The organism is Pseudomonas sp. NBRC 111124, assembly GCF_001320245.1.
Classification (GTDB): Bacteria; Pseudomonadota; Gammaproteobacteria; order Pseudomonadales; family Pseudomonadaceae; genus Aquipseudomonas.
On sequence record NZ_BCBA01000013.1, the window covers coordinates 14,534 to 40,128 of the forward strand.

Here is a 25,595-nt window from a genome sequence, read left to right on the forward strand (position 1 = left end):
GACGCCTCATGCTGCTCTGGCACATCGTGCCCACCTGGCGCGATATCGAGACACGGATCACCCATGAAATGGGCTATCAAGGAGGTGCCCATTTCCGTACCTACCTCAACCAACATGTGCCATCACTGGCCCTCAACCTGCGCCGCGTGGACAGCGTGCGGCGTGCTTTCTACAAGGCCGAATCGGTAGCCGGGCAGCTGCTGCGCCAGCGCTTCGCTGACCTCGACATCAAAAGCATCCTCAACGACCTGCTCGGCGTCGCCGAGCAGATGGCGATGATAGTCGCTGGCACCGCCCTGACCGGCGGCCTGCTCGGTGCCGGCATCGGTGCCTTCGCCGGCGGTGTCGGTGCCTTTCCCGGCGGCGTTGCCGGCACCGCCATCGGCTTCAAGGTCAGCGGCTGGATCCTCGGCGTGCTGGGTATCGCCTCTCTCGCCGAATTCTTCGTCGACGGCCTGCCGCGCATTGGCGAGTACTACCTGGAAGGCATCGGCCTCGCCTGGGAAGGCACACGGGGTGAAGAAGGGCTGAACGCGTTCAGCCAGGACAACCCGTATGCCATCAATCAAGCGGCGGATTTCATTGCCACTGGGCATGTGGAAGTGGTGATGCTGTTGTTGGGCGCCATGGTGTCCTACCTCACCCGTGGGGGTGGCAATGCGGGTGTGCTTGCCCAGGAGATGGGCGCCAGCAAGAAAGGTGCACGGATTGGGCAGTGGATGCTCAAGCATGAGGAGGCCTTGAAGAAACGGCCGGACCTGCAGGTGCCGGAGCGGCGCAAGGGTGCGGTGGGTGAGTCACAGCCTGTGCAGCCGAACCGGCCGGCGGGGAAAGACAAGGAGCCATCCAAGGGCAAGCCCGGTAGCATGCCGTTGCATACGGTGGCGTGTTTCAAGGCGGATAATTTGCCGACGTCGAAGCATGGCGAGTTTGAGCGGCAGTTGAAGGGGCAGCAAGATGGTCTCAATCGGTTGACGGTTGAAGAGTTTCTTGAAAATGTTGCCAATCCAGTCAAACGCGACCCCAAACTTGCTAAAAAGGCACGTGAAGACCTTTATGTAAGTCTAAGAGATAGAATTCAGGAGGACTTGTCCAAAACGATGGGACCGCGAGAAGCGAGAATACTTTCGGAAATGCAAGCTAAGGAGACGATGTCAACACTCGCAGCCTTGCATAACCCGGATCTTAGTGCAGGTGGACGAGACGCCATTGCTGACTTTGGCGATAGACAAGTTAATTCAAGTATTGGTCCACAGTGGAAAAGCAGGATAGGAGGGCTCCGACAGGCCGCCGAAGATATGGCCGGAATGGGAGGCAGGACCGGACTTTTAAACGTAAAACTACACAAGTGCTCGTAGACTGGAGGTCGTAAAATGGATGAAGCATTTTCTGTTTTTATTGAAGAGGTCGGTGAACCTACGCATAGGCAAGAGGTACCCACATCGACGATAGAGCGTTACAAGGGAAAGTTACCGGATAAACTTCTGCAGTATTGGATGGAGCATGGATGGTGTGGATACGGCGACGGGTTGTTTTGGACCGTAAATCCTCAAGAGTATGAAGGCGTGGTCGCCTCTATGCTCGAAAGTGCAAACCTGGAAAACTACGACAACTACCACCTCATCGCCCGCGGCGCATTTGGCGACCTTTATCTATTTGGTGAGAAAACCGGGTTCTCACTGAAAATCGCACCGCACATAGGCCGGTATGTTGGCAGCAAACGTGAAGTAACGCCGTCCGACATGGACAGACTAGTGCAGAGCTTCTTCGCCTGTAGAGATTTGGATTCAAATGATTTTGACGACATGTTTGGACCTGCAAAAAAAAGCCTCGGCGCACTTGGTCCGGACGAGATGTACGGATTTGTTCCAGCCTTAGTGTTCGGTGGTTCCATTCGACTCGACAATCTAGAAAGGCTGAAAGCAATTGAACACTTGGTACTGCTGTCTCAGCTTTGCCCAATCGAACCTTATAGTTTCTCCGATTTTTAGAGCCCTCACCCAACAGCAGTAAAAGGACCTAATAAATGAACGTACTCTTCTCCATCTTCCTCGAAACCTTCAGCGACCCCATCGGCCACCAGCCCGTCCCGCCTGCCGCTCTGGATCACTACCAAGGCAAACTCCCAAACCAACTCCTGACCTACTGGAAAGACCACGGCTGGTGCGGCTACGGCGGCGGTTTGTTCTGGATGGTCAACCCGAAGGAATACGAAGACGTCGTGACGTACTGGCTCGCCGGCACTCACTTCGAAACCCGCGACACTTACCACCTCATCGCCCGCAGCGCTTTCGGCGAGCTGTACCTCTGGGGCGAAGAAACCGGCTCAGTCCTGACCATCACTGCCTACGCCTCCCGCTACATTGACGGCGCTCACAGTTCGACCGACGAAGAGCGAGACGCGAAGATCCAGGGCCTACTCATGTGGGTAATGACTGAAGGGATCGACCTGGACCTGTTCGAGTCGGCCAGGGAAACACTGGGCACATTGGCGCCTGATGAGATGTATGGCTTCGTCCCGGCGTTGATGCTGGGTGGCTCTGCAAGCCTGGCCAATCTCCAGCGGCTCAAGGCCGACGTGCATCTGATTCTGCTTTCCCAGCTAAGCGAACTGGAACCCTATGCATTTGATGATGAAGAAGATGAATAAAGCCGACGCTCATTGGTGCAATGCATCGGGCGTATCGACATCCCTTAGCACCCCGGCATCCTCGACTGCCAGCCTGACGCAACTGTCCGGATGGGCCCTGACCACCGAACGCGCCCCTTCATCGCCCGACAGTCGCGAAAGCGTTGGCCAAAAATCACGCCCGAACACCACCGGATGGCCCTGCTGCCCGGCATGACAAGGCAGGACTATCGTCGACCCACTGGCCTCGCGTGCAAGCAAACCAAGGGTCCCGAGTTCCACCCAAGGCATGTCACCCAGCAGAATCGCCACCGCCTGCGCCTCGCTGTCGACCAGCGAAGCGGCGCCAGCCGCCAGGCTATGGCCCATCCCCAGCGCGGAATCCGCACTGCAGATGACCCGGCACGCCGACGGCAACCCCAGTTCCTCGCCCCGCTCGCCGTCACGCAACACCACCCGCACATCATCGAACACGGCACAGGCGCGCTCGACGCTGTGCACCAACAAGCTGCGACCATCGGCCATCAGCGCCCGGCGTTTGTCGCCACCGAAACGCACGCTGCTACCGGCCGCCAACACCAGCGCCACCACACTCACAGCGCAGCCCGCCCGATGCCATTGCGCAGGCGCAGGATATCGGCAAGCACCGCCAGGGCGATCTCGGCCGGGGTCTTGCTGCCCAGGTTGAGGCCGATCGGCGCGTGTATCCGCGCCAGCTCGTCATAGCCCAGGCCGCCGATGCGCTGCAAGCGTTCGCGACGCTTGTCGGAGGTGGCCTTGGAGCCCATTACGCCTATGTAGAACGCTTCGGTACGTACCGCTTCAAGCATGGCCAGGTCATCGATTTTCGGATCATGGGTCAATGCAACCACCGCCGTGTCGGCATGGCAACCGCCATTAGCAATGAACTCCGATGGCAGCTCACGACGCACCTCGATGCCGTTCAGTACCACGCCTTCGAGCACCTCGTCACGTGGGTCGCAGAGGATGACTTCAAAGCCCATCCCCTTACCGAACTCGGCACAGAAATGCGCGACGCTGGAGTAGCCGGCCAGCAGCAGGCGCTGGGCAGCGCCGACACGCAAACGCACGCGACCGCTTTCGCGCTCCACCCGCGGGCCCTGGCTGTGGTCGTCGCTGAGCAGGCGATCCCCGTGCGGCAGGCTCACTTCGCGCAGCAGCCGGCGCTGGCCGCGCAGTGCGCCCTCCAGCTCACGCAGATGCGCCTGCACGTCACAGTCGGCCGACAGGTTTTCCACCAGCACCTCGAGCACGCCGCCACACGGCAGGCGGATGCTCGAACGCGGGTCGCTGCCATCGCCATAGCGCACGATGGCAATCGGTTCGGGAAACTCGCCCCGCCCCACGCGCTCAAGGAAGTCATCTTCGACACAGCCACCCGACAGCGAACCCAACCACTGGCCGCTGGCGTTGACCGCCAGCAGCGAGCCCGGCGCACGCGGCGCCGAGCCGTAGGTGGCGAGCACCGTGCACAACCAAACCCGCTGGCCGCTGCACGACCACTGCAACGCCTGGCTGATGACCTGGAGATCGAGATGCTGCACGGTTTACTCCGCCTTCAGCTCGGCGAGCTGCTGGACGCTCAGGTCGCCGGGCAATCCACCCCAGGCCTGACGCAGGTAGTTGACCATGTCCGTCACTTGCTGGTCATCGAGCTTGTCGGCAAAGCCCGGCATCGGCTGCATGCGCTCGAAGCCGGTGAACTGCTGCTCACGGATGCCGTCGCGAATGGCCTTGACCAGGTTGCGCGAGTCGCCCTGGCGCAGCACCGTGTTGCCACGCATGGCCACCGCGATGTGCGGCTTGCCCTCGCCGTCGACACCATGGCAGCCGGCGCAGACGTTGAGGTACTGCTGATGGCCGCGCTTGGCGCTGTCGCTCATCTGCTCCAGGGTAACGGCCTTGATTTCCTTGGCCGGCGGTGGCTGGTCGCCAAGCAGGTAGGTGGCCATGGCCGCCAGGTCGGCATCTTCCAGGTGTTGGGTGCTATGGTGCACCACCGGGAACATCTCGTTGAACATACTGCCCTGGGCACTGATGCCGTGCTTGAGGAAGGTGGTCAGGTCCGGTTGGGTCCAGCCACGGTCGGCCAGGTCCTGGGCCAGCAGGCTCGGCGCCAGATAGCCACCCAGCAGGCCGCCCGTGAAGCGCTGGTCCTGTTGCAGCGCGCCAATGGCGTTGCGCGGGGTGTGGCATTCGCCGCAATGGCCCATCACCTCGACCATGTACTGCCCGCGCTGCCATGCTGCGCTCTTGCCCTCGGTCGGCTGCAGTTGCACGCTCTTGCCATACAGCATGTTCCAGCCGGTCAGGCCCAGGCGCACGTTGAACGGGAAGCTCAGCGCCGTCTGCGGCGCCGGCCGGTTGATCGGCGGCACGGTCATCAGGTAAGCGAGGATCGCATCGGAATCCTCGCGCTTGATCAGGTGGTACGAGGTGTACGGCATCGCCGGGTAGAGGTTGGCGCCGTCCTTGCGCTTGCCCTCGGTGACCGCGGCGAAGAACTCGTCAGCCGTGTAGTTGCCAATGCCGTACTGCTTGTCCGGGGTGATGTTGCTGCCATAGATAGTGCCGAATGGCGAATGGATCGGCAGGCCACCGGCGAACGGCGCGCCGCCTTCGGCGGTGTGGCAGGCCATGCAGTCGGCCGCACGGGCCAGGTATTCACCACGCTTGACCTGCGCCTCGTCGGCCGCCTTGGCAGCCGAGACGACGGCGAGGCCGAGGGCCAGCAGGAGTGTGTTGCGAACGAAGCCCATGCTCAACCCTCCTTGACCAGGCCGAGGTCATTGAGCACCGTGCGGGTGGCGTCGTAGTAACGCACGTACCCGGTGCAGCGGCAGATGTGGTGGCCGAGGCTGGCTTCGATACGGTCTTGCACTTCGCTCTTCTTCAACGGCTGGCGCTGGGCGGTTTCCACCAGCACCGTGGCGGCGTTGACGAAGCCCGGCGCGCAATAGCTGCACTGGAAAGCGAACAGGTCGACAAACTTCTGCTGGATCGGGTTCAGCGTCAGGTTGCCGGCCTCGTCCTGCTTGGCATGGCCTTCGATGGTACGGACCTTCTTGCCTTCAAAGTAATGCGCGCCGGTGATGCAGGTGCGCACTTCCTCGCTGGTGCCGTCGGGGTTGTCGACGATCACCACACAGGCGTGGCAGATGCCCTGGCCGCAGCCCAGGCGGGAACCTGTGAGGTTCTGGTGTTCGTGCAGGTAGTCGATCATCGCCAGGTCAGCAGGGACCTCGACCGGGCCGACCGGTTGACCGTTGAGGGTCAGTTGCAGTGGACGGTTAGCCATTGAGGGCCTCCTTGATACGGGCTGGAGTGATGGGGAGATCGCGCACGCGCTTGCCAATGGCATGTGCCACGGCGTTGCCGATGGCACCGACGACCGGGATCATCACCACTTCGGCGATGCCCTTGGACGGGTCGGTCGGTGACAGCGGCGGGAGGATTTCGCTGGTCTGCTTCCACACCGCCACATCGCGTGCGTGCGGCAGGCGGTAGCGGTTGAAGTTCCAGTCGCCCTCCCCAGGCCCACCCTCGTACAACGGCATTTCTTCGGTCAGCGCATGGCCGATGCCCATGGCGATACCGCCCTCGAGCTGGCCCTTGACCAGCTCCGGTACCAGCACGCGGCCACATTCGACCCAGCTGTGGTGGTTGAGCACCTGCACCTCGTGGGTACCCTTGTTGACCTTGACCTCGACGATGGTCGCCACCGGGCTGTAGTAGGTGACCATGGCGTTGTTCAGCTGGGTGTCCGGGTAGGCGGCGTTCTGCCGGTCGAGCAGGTGATAGCCATGGCTGCTCATCTGCGCCTTCTTGGCATTCACCGCGCCATCGCCGTACTTCACCGCCACGGCATCCAGCGGGAAGCGCTCGCGCACGCCATCGATGACAAAGTCGGCCTCGGCCCAGCTCCAGCGGTTGAAACCGTGCACGCTGACGCCAGTGACCAGGCCCATCTCGTGGGCTTTCTGCGCCAGCTGGGCGAACGGGATCGGCGCCAGGCCGTTGCCGGTCAGCTCGCCGTTGACCCACACCGCGTTCTCGCGGCGCACCACCAGCGGGTTGGCCTGGCCACCCTGCGGGCCCTGGCTCCAGATGGCCATGGCTGCTGGCCACAGGCCGTGGTTGAACAGCACGCGGGCCGCTTCGCGGGTGGCGTGGCTGAAGTAGAACGCCGAGTTGGTCGCCGACGACGGCGAAGCCAGTCTGCCGACCCAGCGCGGGTCGCGCAGCGCGGCGTCCTGTTCAGGCTGGCTGATCAGGTACGGGTTGCCGCTGGTGGTCAGCTGCAGCTCGGGCCATTCGGTGACCGCCGTCTTCACCTCGTCGGCCGAGCGGCCAAGGAAATCGCTGACGACCAGGGCCTGGGAAGTGGACATGCCGGTGCCCAGCTCGGTGCCGATATGCCGCAGGCTGATGCGGCCATCGGCGCTGAACTCGATGCTGGCCATCGGCGCCTCGGAGCCGGTGCCGAAGTCTTTCTGGCAGATGGCGAAACCAACGCCGTACCAGTGGTCCGGGTCCTTGGCGTCCATCTGCTGCTTGCGCGCTTCGCGGTTGCTCCACCACTCATGCACGGCAGCCTTGTCGAGGATCTCGTACAAGCGCAGGGCACCGGCCGGGACCGCACCCTGGGTGTTTTTCATGCCCGACTTCAGCGCATTGGCGCGGCGCAGGTCGATGGCATCGACGCCCAAGCGACCGGCGATCTCATCCACCATCATCTCGGTGGCGGCCATGGTCTGCAGGGTGCCGTAGCCGCGCATGGAGCCGGCCTCGACACCGCGGGAGAAGTAGGCGGTCACCGAGAGGTCGTTCTGCGGCATGTAGTAGATCGACTGCGCCGCAGTGGCGCCTACCGCAGCCACCGACGGGCTGTAGTTGATGCGCCCGCCGCCGTCGCAGCTCATGTCGGCGCGGAAAATCTTGAAACGGTTGTCCTTCTTGTCCACGGCCAGCTGGTAGCGAATGTCGAAGGCATGGCGCTTGATCCCGCTCTGGAACTGCTCGTAGCGGTCGTTGGCCAGGCGGATCGGCACACCATCGCCATACAGCGCAGCCACGGCGGCGTAAAAGACGAAGATGTTGTTGTCTTTCGAGCCGTAACCCACGGTGTAGCCCGGGTGCATGTTCAGCGTGTTCAAGGCGAAGCGCGACGGCTTGATCATGTGCACGCATTCCTGCGCCGCTTCGAACGGGCACTGGGTCGCGACCACGAAGTGCAGCGTGCCGGTCGCCGGGTCGTACCAGCCGTTACCGTTGTCCGGCTCCAGCGCGGCGGGCTCGATCGACGGCGTCTTGTAGCGCTCGTCGAACACCAGCCAGTCCTCGGGCGGGTTGTCCAGTTGCTCGCCCATGCGCTTGGCGTAGAACAGGCCCTGCTCGGTCAGGTCGCCGTGCTGGTTGGGCGATTTCGACCACACCGGTTTGCGGTTGAGGATGGTGGGGAACAGCATGGAGTTCTTCAGGCTGGAGAACTCATCGTCGTCGAACGGCGTGGCGCCGCCCACCCGCACAAAGCGGAAGCTGCCATAAGGGTCGCGCTGGTACAGCGGGGCCTGGGCGCCGTACTTGATCGCCTTGTCGTTGAACTGCAGCTTGCGCTTGGCCTGGCGGAAGCGCTCGAAGTCATGCCAGATCAGGATCGCCACCGGGTGGCCGATGAACATCGGCACCTGGCCGGGCGGCAGCAGCGGGTCGGGCGAGTGCGCCTCGGGCCAGGCGATACCGTCCTTGGCCAAGTCGGCGGCGGTGACGATACGGTCCGGCTGCAGGTCGGCGCCGAGCAGGCTCAGGTCATGGCCGGCATAGATGCGGTCGGCCTTGGTCGCCTTGAGCAGCAGCGCGTGGCCCTGCTGGGCCGGCCAGCCGGGCATGTCCTTGGCGCGGATGTCGCGGGCGAAGACCTTGTTGCCACAGACCTTGGACAGTGCGTCGTTGCGAAAACGCGCCTTGCCGTCATGGTTCATCCACTTTTGCGGCGAGGTGGTGACGCGCTGCTCCATCAGCGCGGCAAATGCCTGGCTGCCAAGTGGCGCCATGGTCACGCCGACACCAGCGATCAGGCCGCCTTGCAAGAAGGCGCGCCGGGAAATATCACGGTTGGACATGCTTGATCCTCTGGGCAGAAGCGTCTCTGCCCATCTTTTTCTGATTCTTGTGCGGGGGGACTCGGAAGGGTAAGAACCTTGTCGCGCGAGCCAGGAAAAACTGACTTGTGCGTCAACTTTACAACAAGATTATGGGCATAAGCAAAGTCAAGCCGACAATATGTCGCGGTGTGTCAAAGGCCGACCTGCGGCTTCGCAGCAGCAGCGTCGGCAAGAACGGTTAACCTTGGGTTAATCGTTCCCAGCCAGCATGGCCACCATTCCGTACTGCCAAGGCGAAGACATGCGCACCCTCCTGCTCTTCCTGACGTTCCTTCTGGCCGGCCCTTTGCAAGCCAACCCGTTCGACGCCAAACCCGACTTCCTGCCGGTCAACCAGGCGTTCGTGCTGACTCACGACCGCCAGGCTGACGGGCAGATGCGCCTGTACTTCCAGATCAAGCAGGGTTACTACCTGTACCAGAAGCGCCTGAAGTTCGACGGCTTGGCCGCCGACCAGCAACCGCAATTACCTGCCGGCTTGAATCACCACGACGAGTTCTTCGGTGACAGCACGGTGTACCGCGACCAGCTCGAACTGCTGATCCCCGCCAATGCCACGGGCCAGTTGCGCCTGGGTTGGCAGGGCTGTGCCGATGCCGGCCTGTGCTACCCGCCGCAGACCACCGCCATCGACCTGGGTGGCAGCGTGACGCCAACCGCTGAACAAGCCAGCGACCAGGCACTTGCCAGCGGCCTGCAGAGCGCCAGCCTGGCCTGGAGCCTGCTGGCGTTCTTCGGCCTGGGCCTGTTGCTGGCGTTCACCCCCTGCTCGCTGCCGATGCTGCCGATACTCGCCGGCCTGGTTCTGGGCAACGGTGCCAGCGCCCGCCGTGGCTGGCTGCTGGCCGGGGTGTATGTGCTGAGCATGGCGCTGGTGTATGCGGGCCTTGGTGTGGTCGCGGCGCTGCTGGGCGCCAGCCTGCAGGCGTGGCTGCAACAACCCTGGCTGCTGGGCAGCTTGGCCGGCTTGTTCATCCTCCTCGCCCTGCCCATGTTCGGCGCGTTCGAGCTGCAACTGCCGGCCGCCCTGCGCGACCGACTCGACCGCGCCGGCCAGGGCGCTCGTGGTGGCAACCTGTACGGCGCAGCGCTGCTGGGCGCCCTTTCCGGCCTGCTGCTCGGGCCATGCATGACCGCGCCCCTGGCGGGTGCGCTGTTGTTCATCGCGCAAAGCGGTGATGTGCTGCAAGGCGCACTGGTGCTGTTCAGCCTCGGCCTGGGCATGGGTGTGCCGCTGCTGTTGCTGGTGACCCTGGGCAACCGCTACCTGCCGCGCCCAGGTGCGTGGATGAACCGGGTCAAGGGCGTGTTTGGTTTCGTGTTCCTGGCCATGGCCCTCTACACCGTGCGCAGCCTGCTGCCCGCACCCCTGTCGCTGGCCCTGAGCGGCGCCTGGCTGATTGCCCTGGGCTGGGCCATGTGGCCGGCCCTGCACGTTTTGCCGGCACTGCGTGCTGTACCGCTGCTTGGCGCCTTGTGGGGTGGGTTACTGTTGGTCGGTGCTGCTGCAGGTGGCGACGATCTGTGGCAACCGTTGCGGCCGTTCGCCGGCGGTACTGCGCCCGCCGCCGTACAAAAGGCCGACGAGCACTTCGTCACGGTCAGCAGCCCCGAAGCCCTGCAGCGCGAACTGGATGCCGCCAAGGCCCGCGGCCAGTGGGTCATGGTCGACTATTACGCCGACTGGTGCGTGTCGTGCAAAGTCATGGAAAAGCAGGTGTTCAGCCGCCCCGACGTGCAAACCAGCCTGGCCGGCGTGCACCTGCTGCGCCTGGACGTGACCGCCGACTCCGCCGCCAGCCGCGCCCTGCTGCAGCGCTATCAGGTACCCGGCCCGCCCAGCATCATCTGGCTCGGCCCGGAAGGCGAAGAGCGGCGCGCACGGCGCATCACCGGCGAGGTGGATGCCGCCACATTCCTGCAACACTGGACTCAGACTCGGAGCCAAGGCTGATGCTGACGGTAACCCTCGGGCCGCTGACCATGGCCCTCAACCACCTGCTGATGCTCGCCGCCCTCGGCGTGGCCTGCCTGGTCGGCTGGTGGGTCGCCCGACGTGGGGGCGCAAGCCCGGAATCGGCGCTGTTCAACCTGTTCCTGATCGGCCTGTTGTGCGCCCGCCTGGGTTTCGTGCTGGCCTACTGGCCGATGTACCGCGACGACCTCCTGCAGGTCATCGACATCCGTGACGGCGGCTTCCTGCTCTGGTCGGGCCTGGTCGGTATCGTCTTAGCCACCCTCTGGCAGGGCTGGCGCCAGCCCGGCCTGCGTCGCCCGTTGGGCTGGGCCTTGTTCAGCGGTGCGCTGTTCTGGGGCCTGACCAGCCTGGGCAGCCACCTGTACAGCAAGGGCACCGCATTGCCCGAACTGAGCCTGCGCAATGCCGCTGGCCAGTCCGTGGCCCTGCACAGCTACCGTGGCAAGCCGCTGGTGATCAATATCTGGGCGACCTGGTGCCCGCCATGCCGCCGGGAAATGCCGGTGCTGCAAAAGGCCCAGGGCGAATACCCCCACGTCACCTTCATTTTCGTCAACCAGGGCGAGACGCCGGAAAACGTCACGACCTTCCTCGCCACCACCGGGCTGAGCCTGACCCACGTGCTATTCGACGGCACCGGCGCGCTGGCCCAGCGGGTTGGCTCGATGGCCCTGCCCACCACCCTGTTCTACGACGCCGACGGCCGCCTGATCGGCAGCCACCTCGGCGAGCTGTCGCGGGCCAGCCTGCGCCATGCCTTGGAACCTTTCGAGCGGGCCACGGCGCCCGCCCCTGCCGCACAAGGAAACTGACATGCGATTGACTGCCCTGTTGCCCCTATCCCTGACCCTGCTGACCGCCCCGCTGGTGCAGGCCGAAGACCTGCCCAAGGCTATCCAGCAACTGCAAGCCAAAGGCGCCGAAATCAAAGGCAGCTTCGATGCGCCCAACGGCCTGCGCGGCTATGCCGCCGAGTACCAGAACAATGCCCTGGCGCTGTACCTGACCCCCGACGGCAAGCACGTGCTGGTTGGCAGCCTGTTCGACGAACAGGGCAAGGACCTCAGCGCCGAGCCGTTGCAGAAACTGGTGTATGCACCGATGAGCAAGGAAATCTGGGCGAAGATGGAGAAAACCGCCTGGATCGCCGACGGCAAGGACAGTGCACCGCGCAAGGTGTACCTGTTCAGCGACCCCAACTGCCCCTACTGCAACATGTTCTGGGAACAGGCACGGCCCTGGGTAGAGTCGGGCAAGGTGCAGTTGCGCCATATCATGGTTGGCATCATCCGCGAGGATAGCCCAGGCAAGTCGGCGGCACTGCTGGCCGCCAAAGACCCGGCCAAGGCGCTGCATGAACATGAGAAAGCAGGCAAGGCGAGCAGCCTGAAGCCGCTGGACAAGGTGCCGGATGCCGTGCAGCAGAAGCTGGCGGTGAACATGGCGTTGATGGAGGAAATGGGGCTGCAGGCGACCCCGGCGATCTTCTATCAGGATGAGCAGGGCAACCTGCAGAGCCAGCAAGGCGCCCCGCGGCCGGAGTTGCTTGGGAAGATTCTCGGTCAGCGCTGATACTTCGATTGTCTGCTCTGGCCGTTTCGCGGGACAAGCCCGCTCCTACAGGGACTGCACGACCTATGAGGTGTGCGCGATTCCTGTAGGAGCGGGCTTGTCCCGCGAAAGGGCCAGCACAGGCTAGCCGATAATGTTACAGCCCTTCGAGCTCCGCCATCAGGTCACTAAGCCGATCAGCCTTCGCCTCATCCACCTCGCTCCCCTGCAACCCGCGCACATACTCGGCCAACTCCTCCACCGTGCTGCACTCGAACATTGCCCGCAATGGCACGTTCAGCTGCAATTGCTTTTGCACCCGCGACGCAATCTGCGTGGCCAGCAACGAGTGCCCGCCCAGCTCGAAGAAGTTGTCATGCACCCCGACCCGCTCGGCCTTGAGCACATCGCCCCAGATGCCGACCAGCACCTCCTCCAGCTCATCTCGCGGCGCCAGGTAGTCCTGGCTGTGTTGCCCACCTATCTCGATGACGGGCAGTGCCTTGCGGTCGAGCTTGCCGTTGGCGTTGTGCGGCAGGCTGGCGAACCAGCCCCAGTGCAGCGGCACCATGTACTCTGGCAGCTCGGCACGCAGGCGCTGCTTGAGCTGCTCCAGCAAAGCAGCATCGGCAACCACACCCTGGTGCGCCACCAGGTAGCCAACCAGATGCTTGCCTTTGGCGCCCTCCTGCACGCCCACCGCCGCATCGCGAATCTCGGCCTGCTCGTGCAGACGCGCCTCGATTTCGCCCAGTTCGATACGGTAGCCGCGGATCTTCACCTGATGGTCGATGCGCCCGACATACTCCAGCACCCCATCGGGGCGCTGTCGCGCCAGGTCGCCGGTACGGTACAGGCGTTCGCCCGGTGCCCCGTGCGGGTGGGGGATGAAGGCCAATGCTGTGCGCACCGGGTCACCGACATAACCGCGACCGACACCGGTGCCGGCCACACACACCTCACCCACCGCGCCCAGCGGCACCAGGGCCTGGTCCTCGCCATACAGGTACAGGCGGTTGTTGTCGGTCGGCGTGCCGATCGGCAGGTAGCTGCCGCGGGTCGACGCCATGTCGACGCGGAAGAAGGCCACGTCATCCGAACACTCTGCCGGCCCGTAAGCATTGACCAGGCCAATCTGCGGGTAACGCTGCAGCCACTGCGCAGCCAGCTCCGGCGGCATCGCCTCGCCGGTCGGCAACATCCAGCGCAGGCCATCCAGCGCCTGGTGGTCGTTGGCCAGCATGCCCTGGATCAGCGATGGCACGCTTTCCAGCACGCTGATACCGGTGGCCTGCACATGCGCCAGCAAACCTTGCGGGTCATGGGCGATGGCGTTCGGCACGATCTCCACCCGGGCGCCGAACAACGGCGCGGCGAGGAACTGCCACACCGAAATGTCGAAGCTCTGGGAGGCAGTCTGAGCGATAACGTCATGCTCGTTCAAGGCCAGGTACGGCACCTTGCTCAGCTGGTTGTTGAGCATCCCGCGCTGCTCGACCATGACGCCCTTGGGCAGCCCGGTGGAGCCGGAGGTGTAGATCACGTAGGCCAGGTTGTCCGGCCCGCTGTGGATGCCCGGGTTGTGGCTGGCAATGCTGCTGCCCTGCACCGCTTCCCACACCAGCAACTGCGGCCGCGCCTCGCTTGCCAGTTCATCCAGCAACTGGCGCGCCTGCTCGGCGCAGGCCGCGCTGCACACCAGCACCGGCGTGCGGCTCAGCTCGACGATGCGCTGCAGGCGCGCCGACGGCAGGCCCGGGTCCAGCGGCAGATAGCCGGCGCCCGCCTTGAAACTGCCGACGATCATGCCCAACAGCGGCAAGCCCCGTTCGGCCAGCAAGGCGACGGGCTGGTCGATGGCCACGCCCGCGGCGACCAGGGCATGGCCCAGACGGTTGGCCGCCAAGTTCAGCCCGGCGTAGTCATAAGACGCGTCGAGGCAGCGGGCGACGGTTCGCTCAGGGTGGGCAGCCACCTGCGCTTCGAACAGTGCCACATAGCTCTGCTCCAGCGGGTAGGCGCGCTCGGTGCGGTTGCAACCGTCGAGCAAGAAGCGCTGTTCCTCCTCGCCCAGCAACGGCAACGCGCTCACCTCCCCTTCAAAGCCTTGCACCAACGCCAGCAACAGGCGCTTGAACTCGGCCAGCAGGCGCTCGACAGTCGGGTAGTCGAAATAGCGTTGGTCGAACGACAGGTGCAGGCCCAGGTCATCGCCCGGGTAACACACCGCCGTCAACGGGAAGTTGGTGTGAGTACGGCCCGAGTCGGAAGTGGCATTGAGGTGCTGGGCATGGTCGAGTACCGCGGTTTCCACCGGGGCGTTCTCGAACACGAACAAGCTGTTGAACAGCGGCTGGCCCTTGGGCAGTTCGCTGCATTCCTGGATCGCCACCAGCGGCAGGTACTCGTACTCGCGCAGCTCCATGTTGCGTTCCAGCACGCCTTGCAGCCACTGGCGCACGCTGCGGCGCTGGCCCGGCTCGGGCAGTTGCACGCGCAGGGCGATACTGTTGATGAACAGGCCGACCGTGCGCTGCATCTGCGGCAGGCTCACCGGGCGCCCGGCCACGGTCACGCCGAAGGCCACGTCGCGGTCACCGCTGTAGCGCGCCAGCACCAGTGCCCAGGCCGCCTGGGCAAACGTGTTGACGGTCAGCTGATGAGCCTGGGCCAGTTCGCGCAGGCGCACGCCGTCGCTCACCTCCAGGCGGGTGTAGCAGTCGCCTACCACCATGCCGTCACCCGCGTGATCGTTGCGCACGGGGCGGTCGCTGGGAAGCGCCGTGGCGCGTTCGAAGCCGGCCAGGTTGGCCTGCCACCAGCTGCGCGCTTCGTCCATGTCCTGGCGCTGCAGCCAGCCGATGTAGTCGCGGTAGCGCGGCGGCACCGGCAACTGGGCCTGGCGACCTTCGCCGAGGGCCTGGTAGAGCGCGAAGAAGTCGTTCATCAGCAACGAACGGCACCAGGCGTCGATGAGGATGTGGTGGTTGCTCATCATGAACCAGTAGCGCTGGTCATCGACCCGCACCAGGCGCAGGTGGAACGGTGCCTCCTGCAGCAGCGCAAAGCCCGCTTCCCGCTCTTGCTTGTGCAGGGCTTGCAGACGCGCTTCCTGGGCCGCCTCATCAAGGCCACGCCAGTCCTGGTAGTCCACCGGCGTGTTGCCCGGTTTGTGGATGATCTGCAGCATGGTCTCGCCAGCATTCCAGCTGAACGACGCGCGCAGGGCCTCATGACGCGCCACCACGGCCTGCCAGGCCTGGGCGAAACGCTCGGGGTCCAGGGCACTGTTGATGCGGTAGCGGTCCTGCATGTAGTACAGGCCAGTGCCCGGCTCCAGCAGGGTATGCAAGAGCATGCCTTCCTGCATCGGCGTCAGCGGGTAGACGTCTTCGATCTGCGCGGCGGGAACCGGCAGCGCGTCGATCTGCTGCTGGCTCAGGTGTGCCAGCGGGAAGTCCGAGGGCGTGAAACTGCCGTTGCCATCGGCCAGGCAGTGGCTGACCAGCGCCAGCAACTCCTGGCGGTAGGCCTCGGCCAACTGCGCGATGGTCGGCGAGTCGTAGCGTTCACGGCTGTAGGTCCAGCGCAGCTGCAGGGCACCGCCGTAGACCTGGCCGTCGACGCTGAGCCAGTTCGGCAGCGGCGCCTCCGGGTCGTGAGCCAGGCCCGCCGGTGCATCCAGCGGCAGGAACACGGCAGCCTCGTCGAACTGCTGGTCGAACTGGCCCAGGTAGTTGAAGGTGATGCGCGCCTGCGGCAGTGCCGCCATGCTTTCGCGGCTGGCCTCATCGCCCAGGTAGCGCAACACGCCGTAGCCCAGCCCCTTGTGCGGCACCTGACGCAGCTGTTCCTTGATGCACTTGATCGACGTGGCACGCGCGGCATCGTCGTCGCCAGCCTGCGGGGTCAGGCGCAGCGGGTAGGCGTTGGTGAACCAGCCGACGCTGCGGGTCAGGTCCATGTCCTCGAACAGGCCGTCGCGGCCGTGGCCTTCGAGCTGCACCAACACTTCCTGGTCACCGCTCCAGCGGCACAGGGTGCGAGCCAGCGCAGTCAGCAGCAGGTCGTTGACCTGGGTGTGGTAGGCCGCCGGTGCCTGTTGCAGCAACTGCCGGGTCTGCTCCACATCAAGCGCGATGGCCAGGGTATCGGCATGCCGGTGCAGGTTGCCGCCCTGCGGGTGATCGCACGGCAGCTCATGGCGCACGCTGCCGAGCTGGCCTTGCCACCAGCCCAGTTCGTCACGCAGCGAATCGCTGCCGGCGTAGCTGGCCAGGCGCGCCGCCCAGTCGGCCATGGCGTGGGTCTTGGCCGCCAGTGGCTGGCCGCGATACAACGCCTGCAGGTCTTCGAGCAGTACACGCCAGGACACGCCATCGACCACCAGGTGATGGATCGCCAGGAGCAGGCGCTGGGCGCCCTGCCCGTCACTGACCAGCACGGCGCGCAGCAGCGGGCCGCGTTCCAGGTCGAGGCTGCGCTGCACGTCGGTATACAGCGCCTGGCAGTCGGCGAAGTCGGCGACCGTGGCGGTCCACAACAGTCGCTCGGCAGCCCCCGCAGCGAAGGCCGCCTGGCCCTGAGTGAAGCGCAGGCGCAGGCTGTCGTGGTGCGCCACCAGCCCGGCCAGGGCCTGCTCGAGGGCAGCCCGGTTCAGTGGCTGGCGTGCCTCCAGCAGCACCGCCTGGTTCCAGTGCTGCGGCTGGGCCACGTCACTGTCGAAGAACCAGTGCTGGATCGGCGTCAAGCCGCTGCGCCCTTCGCGCGGGCCCTGCTCGATGCTGCTCGGCGCCGCGCTGCGGCTGACCACGGCTGCCAGTGTCTGGATCGTCTGGTGCTGGAACAGGTCACGCGGGGTGAACTGCAGGCCCAGCTGGCGCGCGCGGCTGACCACCTGAATCGACAAGATCGAGTCGCCGCCCAGTTCGAAGAAGTTGTCTTGCACACCCACGCAGGAGGTGTTGAGCACTTCGCGCCAGACCTGCGCCAGCTGCGCCTCCAGCTCATTGGCCGGGGCCTGGTAATGCTGGCGGGCCTGTTCCAGGTCCGGTGCCGGCAGTGCCCGGCGGTCAAGCTTGCCGTTGCCCATCAGCGGCAGGCGTTCGAGCAGCACCAGGTGCGCGGGCACCATGTAGTCCGGCAGGTGCTGACGCGCATCGGCCTTGACCGCTTCGCGCAGCCTGGACTGCGCCTCGCTGTCGCCATTGGCCTGCGGGCACACCAGGTAACCGACCAGCTGTTTGCCACCTGGCAGGTCGAGGGCCAGAACCACGGCTTCGTCGACATCGGCATGTTCCTGCAGGCGGCTTTCGATTTCGCCCAGCTCGATACGGAAGCCGCGGATCTTCACCTGCTGGTCGGCACGGCCGACGTACTCCACCAGGCCATCGACACGCAGGCGCACCAGGTCGCCGGTGCGGTACAGCCGCCCACCGTCGCAGCTGAACGGGTCGGCGACAAAGCGCTCAGCGCTGAGGCCCGGGCGGTCATGGTAACCCTGGGCCAGGCCGGCACCGCCGACGTACAGCTCGCCGATGCCCCCTTGCGGTAGCAGGGCCAGGTCCTCGTCGAGGATGTACGCCGTACGGGCACCAATCACCCGGCCGATCGGCACGCTGCCGGCGTCGGCAGGCATGAGCTCCGGCGCCAGGCAGGCCAGCGGCATGACCACGGTTTCGGTAGGGCCATAGGCGTTGAAGAACTGCTGCGGGACGAAGGCCTGGCGGATGCGTTGCAGGTGCTCGCCGGTCAGCGCTTCGCCGCCAGTGATCACCAGCCGCACCGGCAGTTGCTCGCCCTGCCCGGCCAGATACTGGGCCAGCTGGCTGCCATAGCTCGGGGTGAAGCCGAGCACGCTCACCTGCTGCTCGCGTACCAGCTGGCAGATGTCCTCGGCACCCCATTGGCCCTGAGCCCGCAGCACCACGCGGGCGCCACACAGCAGCGGCACCAGCAAACGTTCGCTGGCGGCATCGAAGTTGATCGAATAGAAGTGCAGCTCGCAGTCATCGCTGCGCATGCCAAAGGCGTCGATCACCGCCTGGCAGTGCATGGCGATTTCTCCGTGGCTGACCACCACGCCCTTGGGCTTGCCGGTGGAGCCGGAGGTGTAGATCAGGTAGGCCTGATGCTGCGGTAGGTTGAGGTTGTCCAGCGGCGCATCGCTGTAGGCCGAGAGGCCCACGGCATCGTCTTCCAGGCTCCAGCGTGCCACCCCGTCAGGCAACTCACCGAGGGATTCAAGCAACGCACGCTGGCTCAGCAGCAGGCCGATGCGGCTGTCCTCGATCATGTAGCGCAGGCGGTCGAGCGGGTATTCCGGGTCGAGCGGCACGTAGGCGCCACCGGCCTTGAGAATGGCCAGCAGGCCGACCACCATCTCCAGCGAGCGCTCCAGCGCCAGGCCGACCCGCACCTGCGGGCCGACACCGCGTTCACGCAGGGCACGGGCCAGCCGGTTGGCCTGCTGGTCGAGCTCGGCGTAGGTCATGTGCTGGCCGGCGAAGGTCAGCGCACCTGCATGCGGCGTGCGTGCCGCCTGGGCGGCGAACAAACCGTGCAGGGTCTGGTCGAGGGCGAAGTCCTGCTCGCCCTGCAACTGGCCGATCAGCATCTGCTGCTCGGCATCGGCCAGCATCGGCAGCTCGCACAGGCGCTGCTGCGGGTTGTCGAGCAGGGCAACCAGCAGCCGCTGCCAATGCTCGGCCATGCGGGCGATGCGCAGTTCATCGAACAGGTCGCGGCTGTAGGTCAGGCAGCAGCCCAGGCGGCCGTCGAGGTCGGTAACCTCCAGATACAGGTCGAACTTGGTGGCGCTGGCGTCGTTGACCAGATAATCCACCTGCATGCCGGCCAATGTGCGGCTCTGCTGGAAGGCCCAGCGCTGCACGTTGCACATCACCTGGAACAGCGGGTTGTAGGCGCTGCTGCGCGGCGGCTGCAGGGCCTCGACCAGCTGGTCGAACGGCAGGTCCTGGTGCGACTGGCCTTCGATGGCGGCCAAACGCACCTGGTCGAGCAAGGCGTCGGCGGTCATTTGTCCGTCCAGTTCGCAACGCAGCACCTGGGTGTTGAGGAAGGCGCCAATCAGGCCTTCGCTTTCCGGGCGAATACGATTGGCCACCGGCGCACCGATGCGCAGGTCGCGCTGGCCGCTATAGCGGTGCAGCAACGCGGCCAGGGTGGCAGTCATGGTCATGAACAGGGTCAGCCCACGCTGGTGGTTGAAGGCATGCACGCGGGCGACCAGCGCCGGGTCGAGGTCGAAGCGGTAGAGCTCGCCACGGTGGCTCTGCACCGCCGGGCGCGGGCGGTCGGCGGGCAGCGCCAACACCGGGTGCTCATCGCCGAGGCGGTCTTTCCAGTAGGCCAGCTGGCGTGCGCCCTCGCCGCTTTCCAGCCATTGCCGTTGCCATACGCTGTAGTCGAGGTATTGCACCGGCAGCGGCGCCAGGGGCGACTCGCGGTCATCGACGAAGGCTTCGTACAGCTCGCCCAGTTCGCGAGCAAAGATGTCCATGGCCCAGCCTTCGGTGACGATGTGGTGCAGGGTCAGCACGAAGTAGTGTTCACGCTCCTTGGTCTTGGCCAGGCAGGCGCGCAGCAACGGGCCGCGCTCCAGGTCGAAGGGCTGGTGGGCCTGGTCGTCAGCCAGTTGCTGCAGGCGCTGCTGACGGGTATCGGCTGGCAGGGCCGTGAAGTCTTGCCAGGCCAGTTGCAGACCGCTGTCGTCGGCCACGCACTGGTACGGCACGCCATCGATGCTCGGGAAGGTGGTGCGCAGGGTTTCGTGGCGCACGATCAGTGCCTGCAAGGCGCGCTCGAAGGCATCCACATGCAGGGCCCCGCGTAAACGGGCCATGCCGCCAACGTTGTAGGCGGGGCTGTCCGGCTCCATCTGCCAGAGGAACCACATGCGCTGCTGCGAGTACGACAGCGGCACGGCCTGACGGCGATCAACCAAGGCGATCTCGCCTTGCTGATTGCACTCACCGGCAGCGCGGATACGGGCGATTTCATCACAGAATGCAGCCAGCTCGCTGGCTTCGAACAGTGCCTTGAGCGGCAGCTCGACGTCGCACGCTTGGCGGGTGCGCGAGACAATCTGGGTGGCCAGCAGCGAGTGGCCGCCGAGGGCGAAGAAGTCGTCGTGCAGGCCGACTTGCGGCAGGTTCAGCACCTCGCGCCAGATGGCCGCCACTTGTTGCTGCAGCGCGGTCTGCGGCTCGACATGGGCACGTTGCTGCCAGACCGGTGCGGGCAGCGCCTTGCGGTCAACCTTGCCGCTGGGGCCCAGCGGCATCTGTGCCAGGCCAATCAACTGGGAGGGCACCATGTACGCCGGCAATTGCTCGGCCAGGGCGGCCAGCAAGGCTTCGGACTGAGCGCTGCCGCTGTAGTAACCGACCAGCTGCGCCCCCACCGCGTCCTGATGGATCAGCACCAAGGCCTGTTCGACACCCGGCTGAGCCAGCAGGCACGCCTGCACTTCTTCCGGCTCGACGCGGAAGCCACGCACCTTCACCTGCTGGTCGAGGCGACCGAGGTATTCCAGGGCTTCACTTTGCACCTGCCAGCGGGCGCGGTCGCCACTGCGGTACAGGCGTGCGCCGTTGCCGTCGGCCTGGGGTACGAAACGTTCGGCGGTGAGGCCCGGGCGGCCGAGGTAACCACGGGCAAGACCGGCACCGCCGAGATACAGCTCGCCCGGTACGCCAGGCGCAGTCAGTTCAAGTTCATCATCCAAAACCCGGCAGAGCACGTTGCCCAGCGGGCGACCGATCGGCGAGCGCTCGCCGTCTTCTGCCTGGCAATGCCAGTGGGTAACGTTGATGGCGGTTTCGGTCGGCCCGTAGCGGTTGTGCAACTGCACCTGCGGCAGCAACTGCAGCACACGATCACGCAGGTTCGAAGACAGCGCCTCGCCACCGGAGAACAGCCGGCGCAGGCTGCTGCAGCCGGCGGCCAGCGGCTCCTGCACGAACACCTGCAACAACGGTGGCACGAAGTGCAGCGTGGTCACGCCATGCGCCTGCACCAGCGCGGCGATGCGTTGCGGGTCGCGGTGCTCGCCGGGGCCGGCCAGCACCACCTTGCAGCCGGTGACCAGCGGCCAGAAGCACTCCCACACCGACACATCGAAGCTGATCGGCGCTTTCTGCATCAGTACATCGCTTTCATCCAGCGCATAGCGGGCCTGCATCCACTGCAGGCGTTCGGCCAGGGCGGCATGGGTATTGCCCACACCTTTCGGCTGGCCGGTGGAGCCGGAGGTGTAGATCAGGTAGGCCAGGTTGTCGCCGTGCAAGTGCAGGCCCGGTGGCTGGCTTGGCCAGCTGTCCAGGTGCAGCTGGTCGAGGGCGGTGGCGCTGACGCCGTCGACCTGGGGCAGCGTGCCAAGCAGGCTGCTGTGGCTGAGCAGCAGGCTGGCCTGGCAGTCGCCCAGCATGTAGGCCAGGCGCTCGGCCGGGTAGTCGACATCCAGCGGCACATAGGCGCCGCCCGCCTTGAGGATGGCCAGCAGGCCGATCAGCAACTGCGGCGAACGCTCGACAGCGATGGCCACGCAGGTGTCGGGACCGACGCCTTTGTCGCGCAGGTAGTGCGCCAGGCGGTTGGCCTGCTGATGCAGCTCGGCATAGTCGAGGCTGCCGCCGTCCCACGCCAGTGCGGTACGCGCTGGGGTCAGGCGGGCCTGCTCGTTGAGTTGCTCGACCAGCAACTGCTGCGGGGCGGGCGCGGGCGCCTCACCCCAGGCCAGCAGCTGCTGGCGCCCCTGCTCATCCAGCAGCTGTACGTCGCCCAGCGGCAGCTGCGGTTGCGCGCAGACTTGCTCGAGCAGTACCAGCAGGTGCTGGGCCAGACGCTTGACGGTGCCGGCGTCGAACAGTTCGGCGGCGTAGTCGAAGGCCAGGCTCAGGCGGCCCTGGTGGTCTTCCTCGCTGTGCAGTTGCAAGTCGAACTTGGCTTCGCGGCTGTGCCATGGCAGCTCTTCGGCGAGCAGGCCAGGCAAGCGGCGCAGCGCCGAAAGATCACGCTGCTGGTGGTTGAACATGACCTGGAACAAGCCCTGCTCGCGTGCCTCGGGCAGGGCTTCAAGCAGTTGCTCGAACGGCAGGTCCTGGTTGGCCTGGGCGTCGAGGGTCGCCCCGCGCACCTGGGCCAGCAACTGAGCGAACGGCAGGCGGCCGTCCAGCTGCGCACGCAGCACTTGGGTATTGATGAAGAAGCCGACCATACCCTGGGTTTCCCGGCGCGGGCGGTTGGCGTTGGGTACGCCGACGCGGATGTCGCCCTGGCCGGTATAGCGGTGCAGCAGCCCTTGCCAGGCGGCCAGCAGGACCATGAACAGGCTGGCCTGCTGCTCGCGGGCCAGGGCTTTGAGGGCGTCGGCCAGCTTGGCCGGCACTTTCACGCTCAAGCGGGCGGCGCGGTTTTGCTGCTGGCTGGAACGCGGCTGGTCCGGATACAGGTCGAGCACCGGCAAAGCGTCACCCAGTGCACCTTTCCAGTACGCCAGCTGGCGCGCACTTTCACCCTCGGCCAGCCATTGGCGTTGCCAGGTGCCGTAGTCAGCGTACCCCAGTGTCAGCGGTGCCAGTTTGGCGTCCAGGCCCTGGCAATGGGCGGCATACAGCTTGGCGAACTCGTCGAGGAGGATGTTCAGCGACCAGCCATCGGCGACGATGTGGTGCAAGGTTACCCATAGCTGATGGTCTTCGTCATCCAGGCGCACCAGGGTCACCCGCAGCAGCGGGCCTTGGGTCAGGTCGAAGGCCTGTTGCGCCTCTTGCTCGCGGCGCAAGATCACTTGCTCGGGCGACACCCCCTCCAGGTCCAGGCGCTGAAGAATGAAAGACTGTTCCGGCAGTACACGCTGCATCGCCTGCCCGTCTTCCTCGCTGAACACCGTGCGCAGCGATTCGTGGCGCGCTACCAACCCCTGGAACGCGGCTTCGAGTGCGGCCTCATCCAGTTCGCCGCGCAGGTGCAGCCCGGCCGGAATGTTGTAGGCAGCAGACTGCGGCTCAAGCTGCCAGGTCAGCCACAGGCGGTTCTGTGCCAGCGACTGCGGCAAGGCCTGGCCGCGGCGCAGCGCCGTGATAGTGGTGGTTTCCACCGAGCCTTCAGCGAGGATGGCTGCCACACAAGCGCTGTACTCGGCCAGTGTCGGCGCTTCGAACAGTGTCCGCAGGCTCAGCGGGACTCCCAGCTCATCCGCAAGGCGCGCAGTAACCTGGGTAGCGGCAATGGAGTTGCCACCCAGCAGCAGGAAGTGATCGTCCGGGGCCACCGCCTCGACCTTGAGGAACTCGCGCCAGATACCGGCGATACGTGCCTGCAGGTCATCGCCCGCTGCCGTGTCTGCAGCCGGCCCGGCAGCCATGGGGAAACGCGCATAGCAGTCCAGGCTGCCGTCGCGCATGCGCAGGCGGCAGGCCGAGCGCTGCAGCTTGCCACTGGACGTCTTCGGCAATGCACCCGGGTTGAGCAGCAGGACCACGGCCGGCGCTTGGCGGCAGGCATCGGCGATCACCTGGCGCAGGGTCTTGATGAGGGCCTCGGGTTTGACCGACTTCTGCACGTTGCGGCTGACTTCCACCGCCACGCCGATGCTCTCCTCGCCCTGGTCGTCGACGGCGAACACCGCCACCCGGCCCTTGCGCAGGCCATCGACCTCACGCTCCAGAGTCTTTTCCAGGTCTTGCGGGTAAAGGTTCTGGCCGCGGACGATCAGCATGTCCTTCAGGCGCCCGGTGACGAACACTTCGCCGTCACGCATGAAGCCGAGGTCGCCGGTACGCAGCCAGGTCTGGCCGTCCATGTCGACGAAGGTGCGCGCGGTGGCTTCAGGGTTGCGCCAGTAACCCAGGGCGATACTTGGTCCACCGGCCCAGATTTCGCCAACCTGGTTATCGCCCAGCACTTTACGCTGCTGCGGCTCGACGATGCGCACCGCATGGCCAGGCTGCGGGTAGCCGCAGCTCATCAGCACACTGCCCTTGCCGGCTTCGGCACGGTTGGCGGCGAACGCCTCGCTGTCCAGTTCCAGCGCGCCGATGCCTTGGCCGCGGCGGCTGCCACTGACGAACAAGGTGGCTTCAGCCAGGCCATAGCTGGCAAAGAAGCTGCTCGGCTGGAAGCCGCAAGCCGCGAACTTGTCGGCGAAGGCGGCGAGGCTGTCCTGGCGAATTGGCTCGGAGCCGGAATAGGCCACGCGCCAGCGGCTCAGGTCGAGGCCGGCCAGGGCCGCCTCGCTGACCCGTTCGCTGCACAGCCGGTAGGCGAAGTCCGGCCCGCCGCTGATGGTGCCGCCGTACTCGCTGATGGCCTGCAACCAGCGCAGTGGCCGGGCAAGGAAGTAGCCCGGCGACATCAGCACGCAGGGCACGCCACTGAAGATCGGCTGCAGCAGCCCGCCGATCAGGCCCATATCGTGGTACAGCGGCAGCCAGCTGACGATCACGTCGTCGGGGTTCAAGTCGATGCCGAAGCCCGAGCGGATCAATTGTTCGTTGGCCACCAGGTTGCCGTGGCTGACCTGCACGCCCTTGGGCAGTGCGGTGGAGCCGGAGGTGTATTGCAGGAAGGCGATGTCGTCCTCGTTCAGCTGCGGCTCGCGCCAGCTGGCGGCCAATGCCGGATCAAGCGCATCCACTGCCAACAGTTCGGGGGCGCTGTCGCCGCTCAGGGCTTCAAGGTCCTGCAGGCTGCCGTGCAGCGAACCGACGGTCAGCAACAGGCGCGGCTCGGCGTCGTCGATGATCGACAGCAGGCGCTCCTGGTGGTGGCGGCGTGACGACTCCGGTGGATAGGCCGGCACGGCAATGATCCCGGCGTACAGGCAACCAAAGAACGCCGCCACGTAGTCCGGGCCGCTGGGGAACAACAGCACGGCCCGCTCGCCAAAACTGGCACGGGCCTGCAGCGCTGCGGCGATGGTGCGCGCACGCGCATCCAGGTCGCGATAGCTGAGCACGGCCTGCTCGCCCGGGGCATCGGCCAGAAAGCGCAGGGCGATGCGGTCCGGGGTCTGCGCAGCGCGTTGCGCCAGGGCCTGGACCAGCGAGAGCGGGAGTTCGAAGGCGTCCGTCATGGGGGGTTCCTGCCAGTGTCTGGTTAAGTCGGGCTGGCTGCCCCGCACGAGGTCGGCGGGCAGCGGCCGGATGTACACAGGGGAACGGATGGGCGCGGCGGGAAATTAACGGCATGACCGGGGGCGCAAGGTGAACTGCGTCACGCGGTACGC

12 protein-coding genes are annotated in these 25,595 nt (G+C 65.4%); 6 read left to right on the forward strand and 6 right to left on the reverse strand.

The window, feature by feature from the left end:
- The first annotated feature begins 8 nt into the window (after window positions 1–8).
- From APH28_RS06720 to APH28_RS06730, 3 genes are read left to right on the forward strand one after another with little or no spacing between them, the layout of a single operon-like run.
- Window positions 9–1,358, forward strand: coding sequence for a DUF6861 domain-containing protein (locus APH28_RS06720; RefSeq protein WP_060508187.1), 1,350 nt, complete (start codon window positions 9–11; stop codon window positions 1,356–1,358).
- Between the two features lie 15 nt (window positions 1,359–1,373).
- Window positions 1,374–1,991, forward strand: coding sequence for a GAD-like domain-containing protein (locus APH28_RS06725; RefSeq protein ID WP_060508188.1), 618 nt, complete (start codon window positions 1,374–1,376; stop codon window positions 1,989–1,991).
- 35 nt (window positions 1,992–2,026) lie between these two features.
- The gene (locus tag APH28_RS06730) at window positions 2,027–2,650 is read left to right on the forward strand and encodes a GAD-like domain-containing protein (RefSeq protein ID WP_060508189.1); all 624 of its coding nucleotides are present in this window, start codon (window positions 2,027–2,029) and stop codon (window positions 2,648–2,650) included.
- Window positions 2,651–2,659: 9 nt separating this feature from the next.
- Here APH28_RS06730 and APH28_RS06735 read toward each other — a convergent pair whose 3' ends face one another.
- The 5 genes from APH28_RS06735 to APH28_RS06755 are packed head-to-tail and all read right to left on the reverse strand — an operon-like array spanning window position 2,660 to window position 8,772.
- Entirely contained in the window at window positions 2,660–3,226 is a 567-nt protein-coding gene (locus APH28_RS06735) for an NTP transferase domain-containing protein (protein WP_060508190.1), read from the reverse strand.
- A complete protein-coding gene (locus APH28_RS06740; RefSeq protein WP_060508191.1) occupies window positions 3,223–4,194 on the reverse strand; it encodes an XdhC family protein in 972 nt (323 codons plus the stop codon). The genes APH28_RS06735 and APH28_RS06740 overlap by 4 nt, the downstream gene beginning before the upstream one ends.
- A 3-nt stretch (window positions 4,195–4,197) precedes the next feature.
- On the reverse strand, window positions 4,198–5,409 hold the full coding sequence (locus APH28_RS06745; protein WP_060508192.1) for a cytochrome c: 1,212 nt from the start codon (window positions 5,407–5,409) through the stop codon (window positions 4,198–4,200).
- 2 nt (window positions 5,410–5,411) lie between these two features.
- Window positions 5,412–5,948: a (2Fe-2S)-binding protein gene (locus tag APH28_RS06750; protein ID WP_060508193.1), complete on the reverse strand. Its 537-nt coding sequence runs from the start codon at window positions 5,946–5,948 to the stop codon at window positions 5,412–5,414.
- Window positions 5,941–8,772 carry a xanthine dehydrogenase family protein molybdopterin-binding subunit gene (locus tag APH28_RS06755; protein WP_060508194.1) on the reverse strand — a complete coding sequence of 944 codons (2,832 nt, stop codon included), beginning with the start codon at window positions 8,770–8,772 and terminating at the stop codon, window positions 5,941–5,943. The genes APH28_RS06750 and APH28_RS06755 overlap by 8 nt, the downstream gene beginning before the upstream one ends.
- 283 nt (window positions 8,773–9,055) lie before the next feature.
- On the opposite strand from APH28_RS06755, the gene dsbD reads away from it, so the two are divergent.
- The 3 genes from dsbD to dsbG are packed head-to-tail and all read left to right on the forward strand — an operon-like array spanning window position 9,056 to window position 12,364.
- On the forward strand, window positions 9,056–10,768 hold the full coding sequence (gene dsbD, locus APH28_RS06760) for a protein-disulfide reductase DsbD (RefSeq protein WP_060508366.1): 1,713 nt from the start codon (window positions 9,056–9,058) through the stop codon (window positions 10,766–10,768).
- On the forward strand, window positions 10,768–11,604 hold the full coding sequence (locus APH28_RS06765; RefSeq protein WP_060508195.1) for a TlpA family protein disulfide reductase: 837 nt from the start codon (window positions 10,768–10,770) through the stop codon (window positions 11,602–11,604). The genes dsbD and APH28_RS06765 overlap by 1 nt, the downstream gene beginning before the upstream one ends.
- A gap of 1 nt (window position 11,605) precedes the next feature.
- Window positions 11,606–12,364 (forward strand): thiol:disulfide interchange protein DsbG, encoded by a 759-nt coding sequence (dsbG, locus tag APH28_RS06770; RefSeq protein ID WP_060508196.1) that lies wholly within the window; start codon window positions 11,606–11,608, stop codon window positions 12,362–12,364.
- A 136-nt stretch (window positions 12,365–12,500) separates the two neighbouring features.
- Here the strand turns inward: dsbG and APH28_RS06775 are convergent, their stop codons facing one another.
- Complete coding sequence (locus APH28_RS06775) at window positions 12,501–25,442, reverse strand: non-ribosomal peptide synthetase (RefSeq protein WP_060508197.1); 12,942 nt, start codon at window positions 25,440–25,442, stop codon at window positions 12,501–12,503.
- Between the last annotated feature and the right edge of the window lie 153 nt (window positions 25,443–25,595).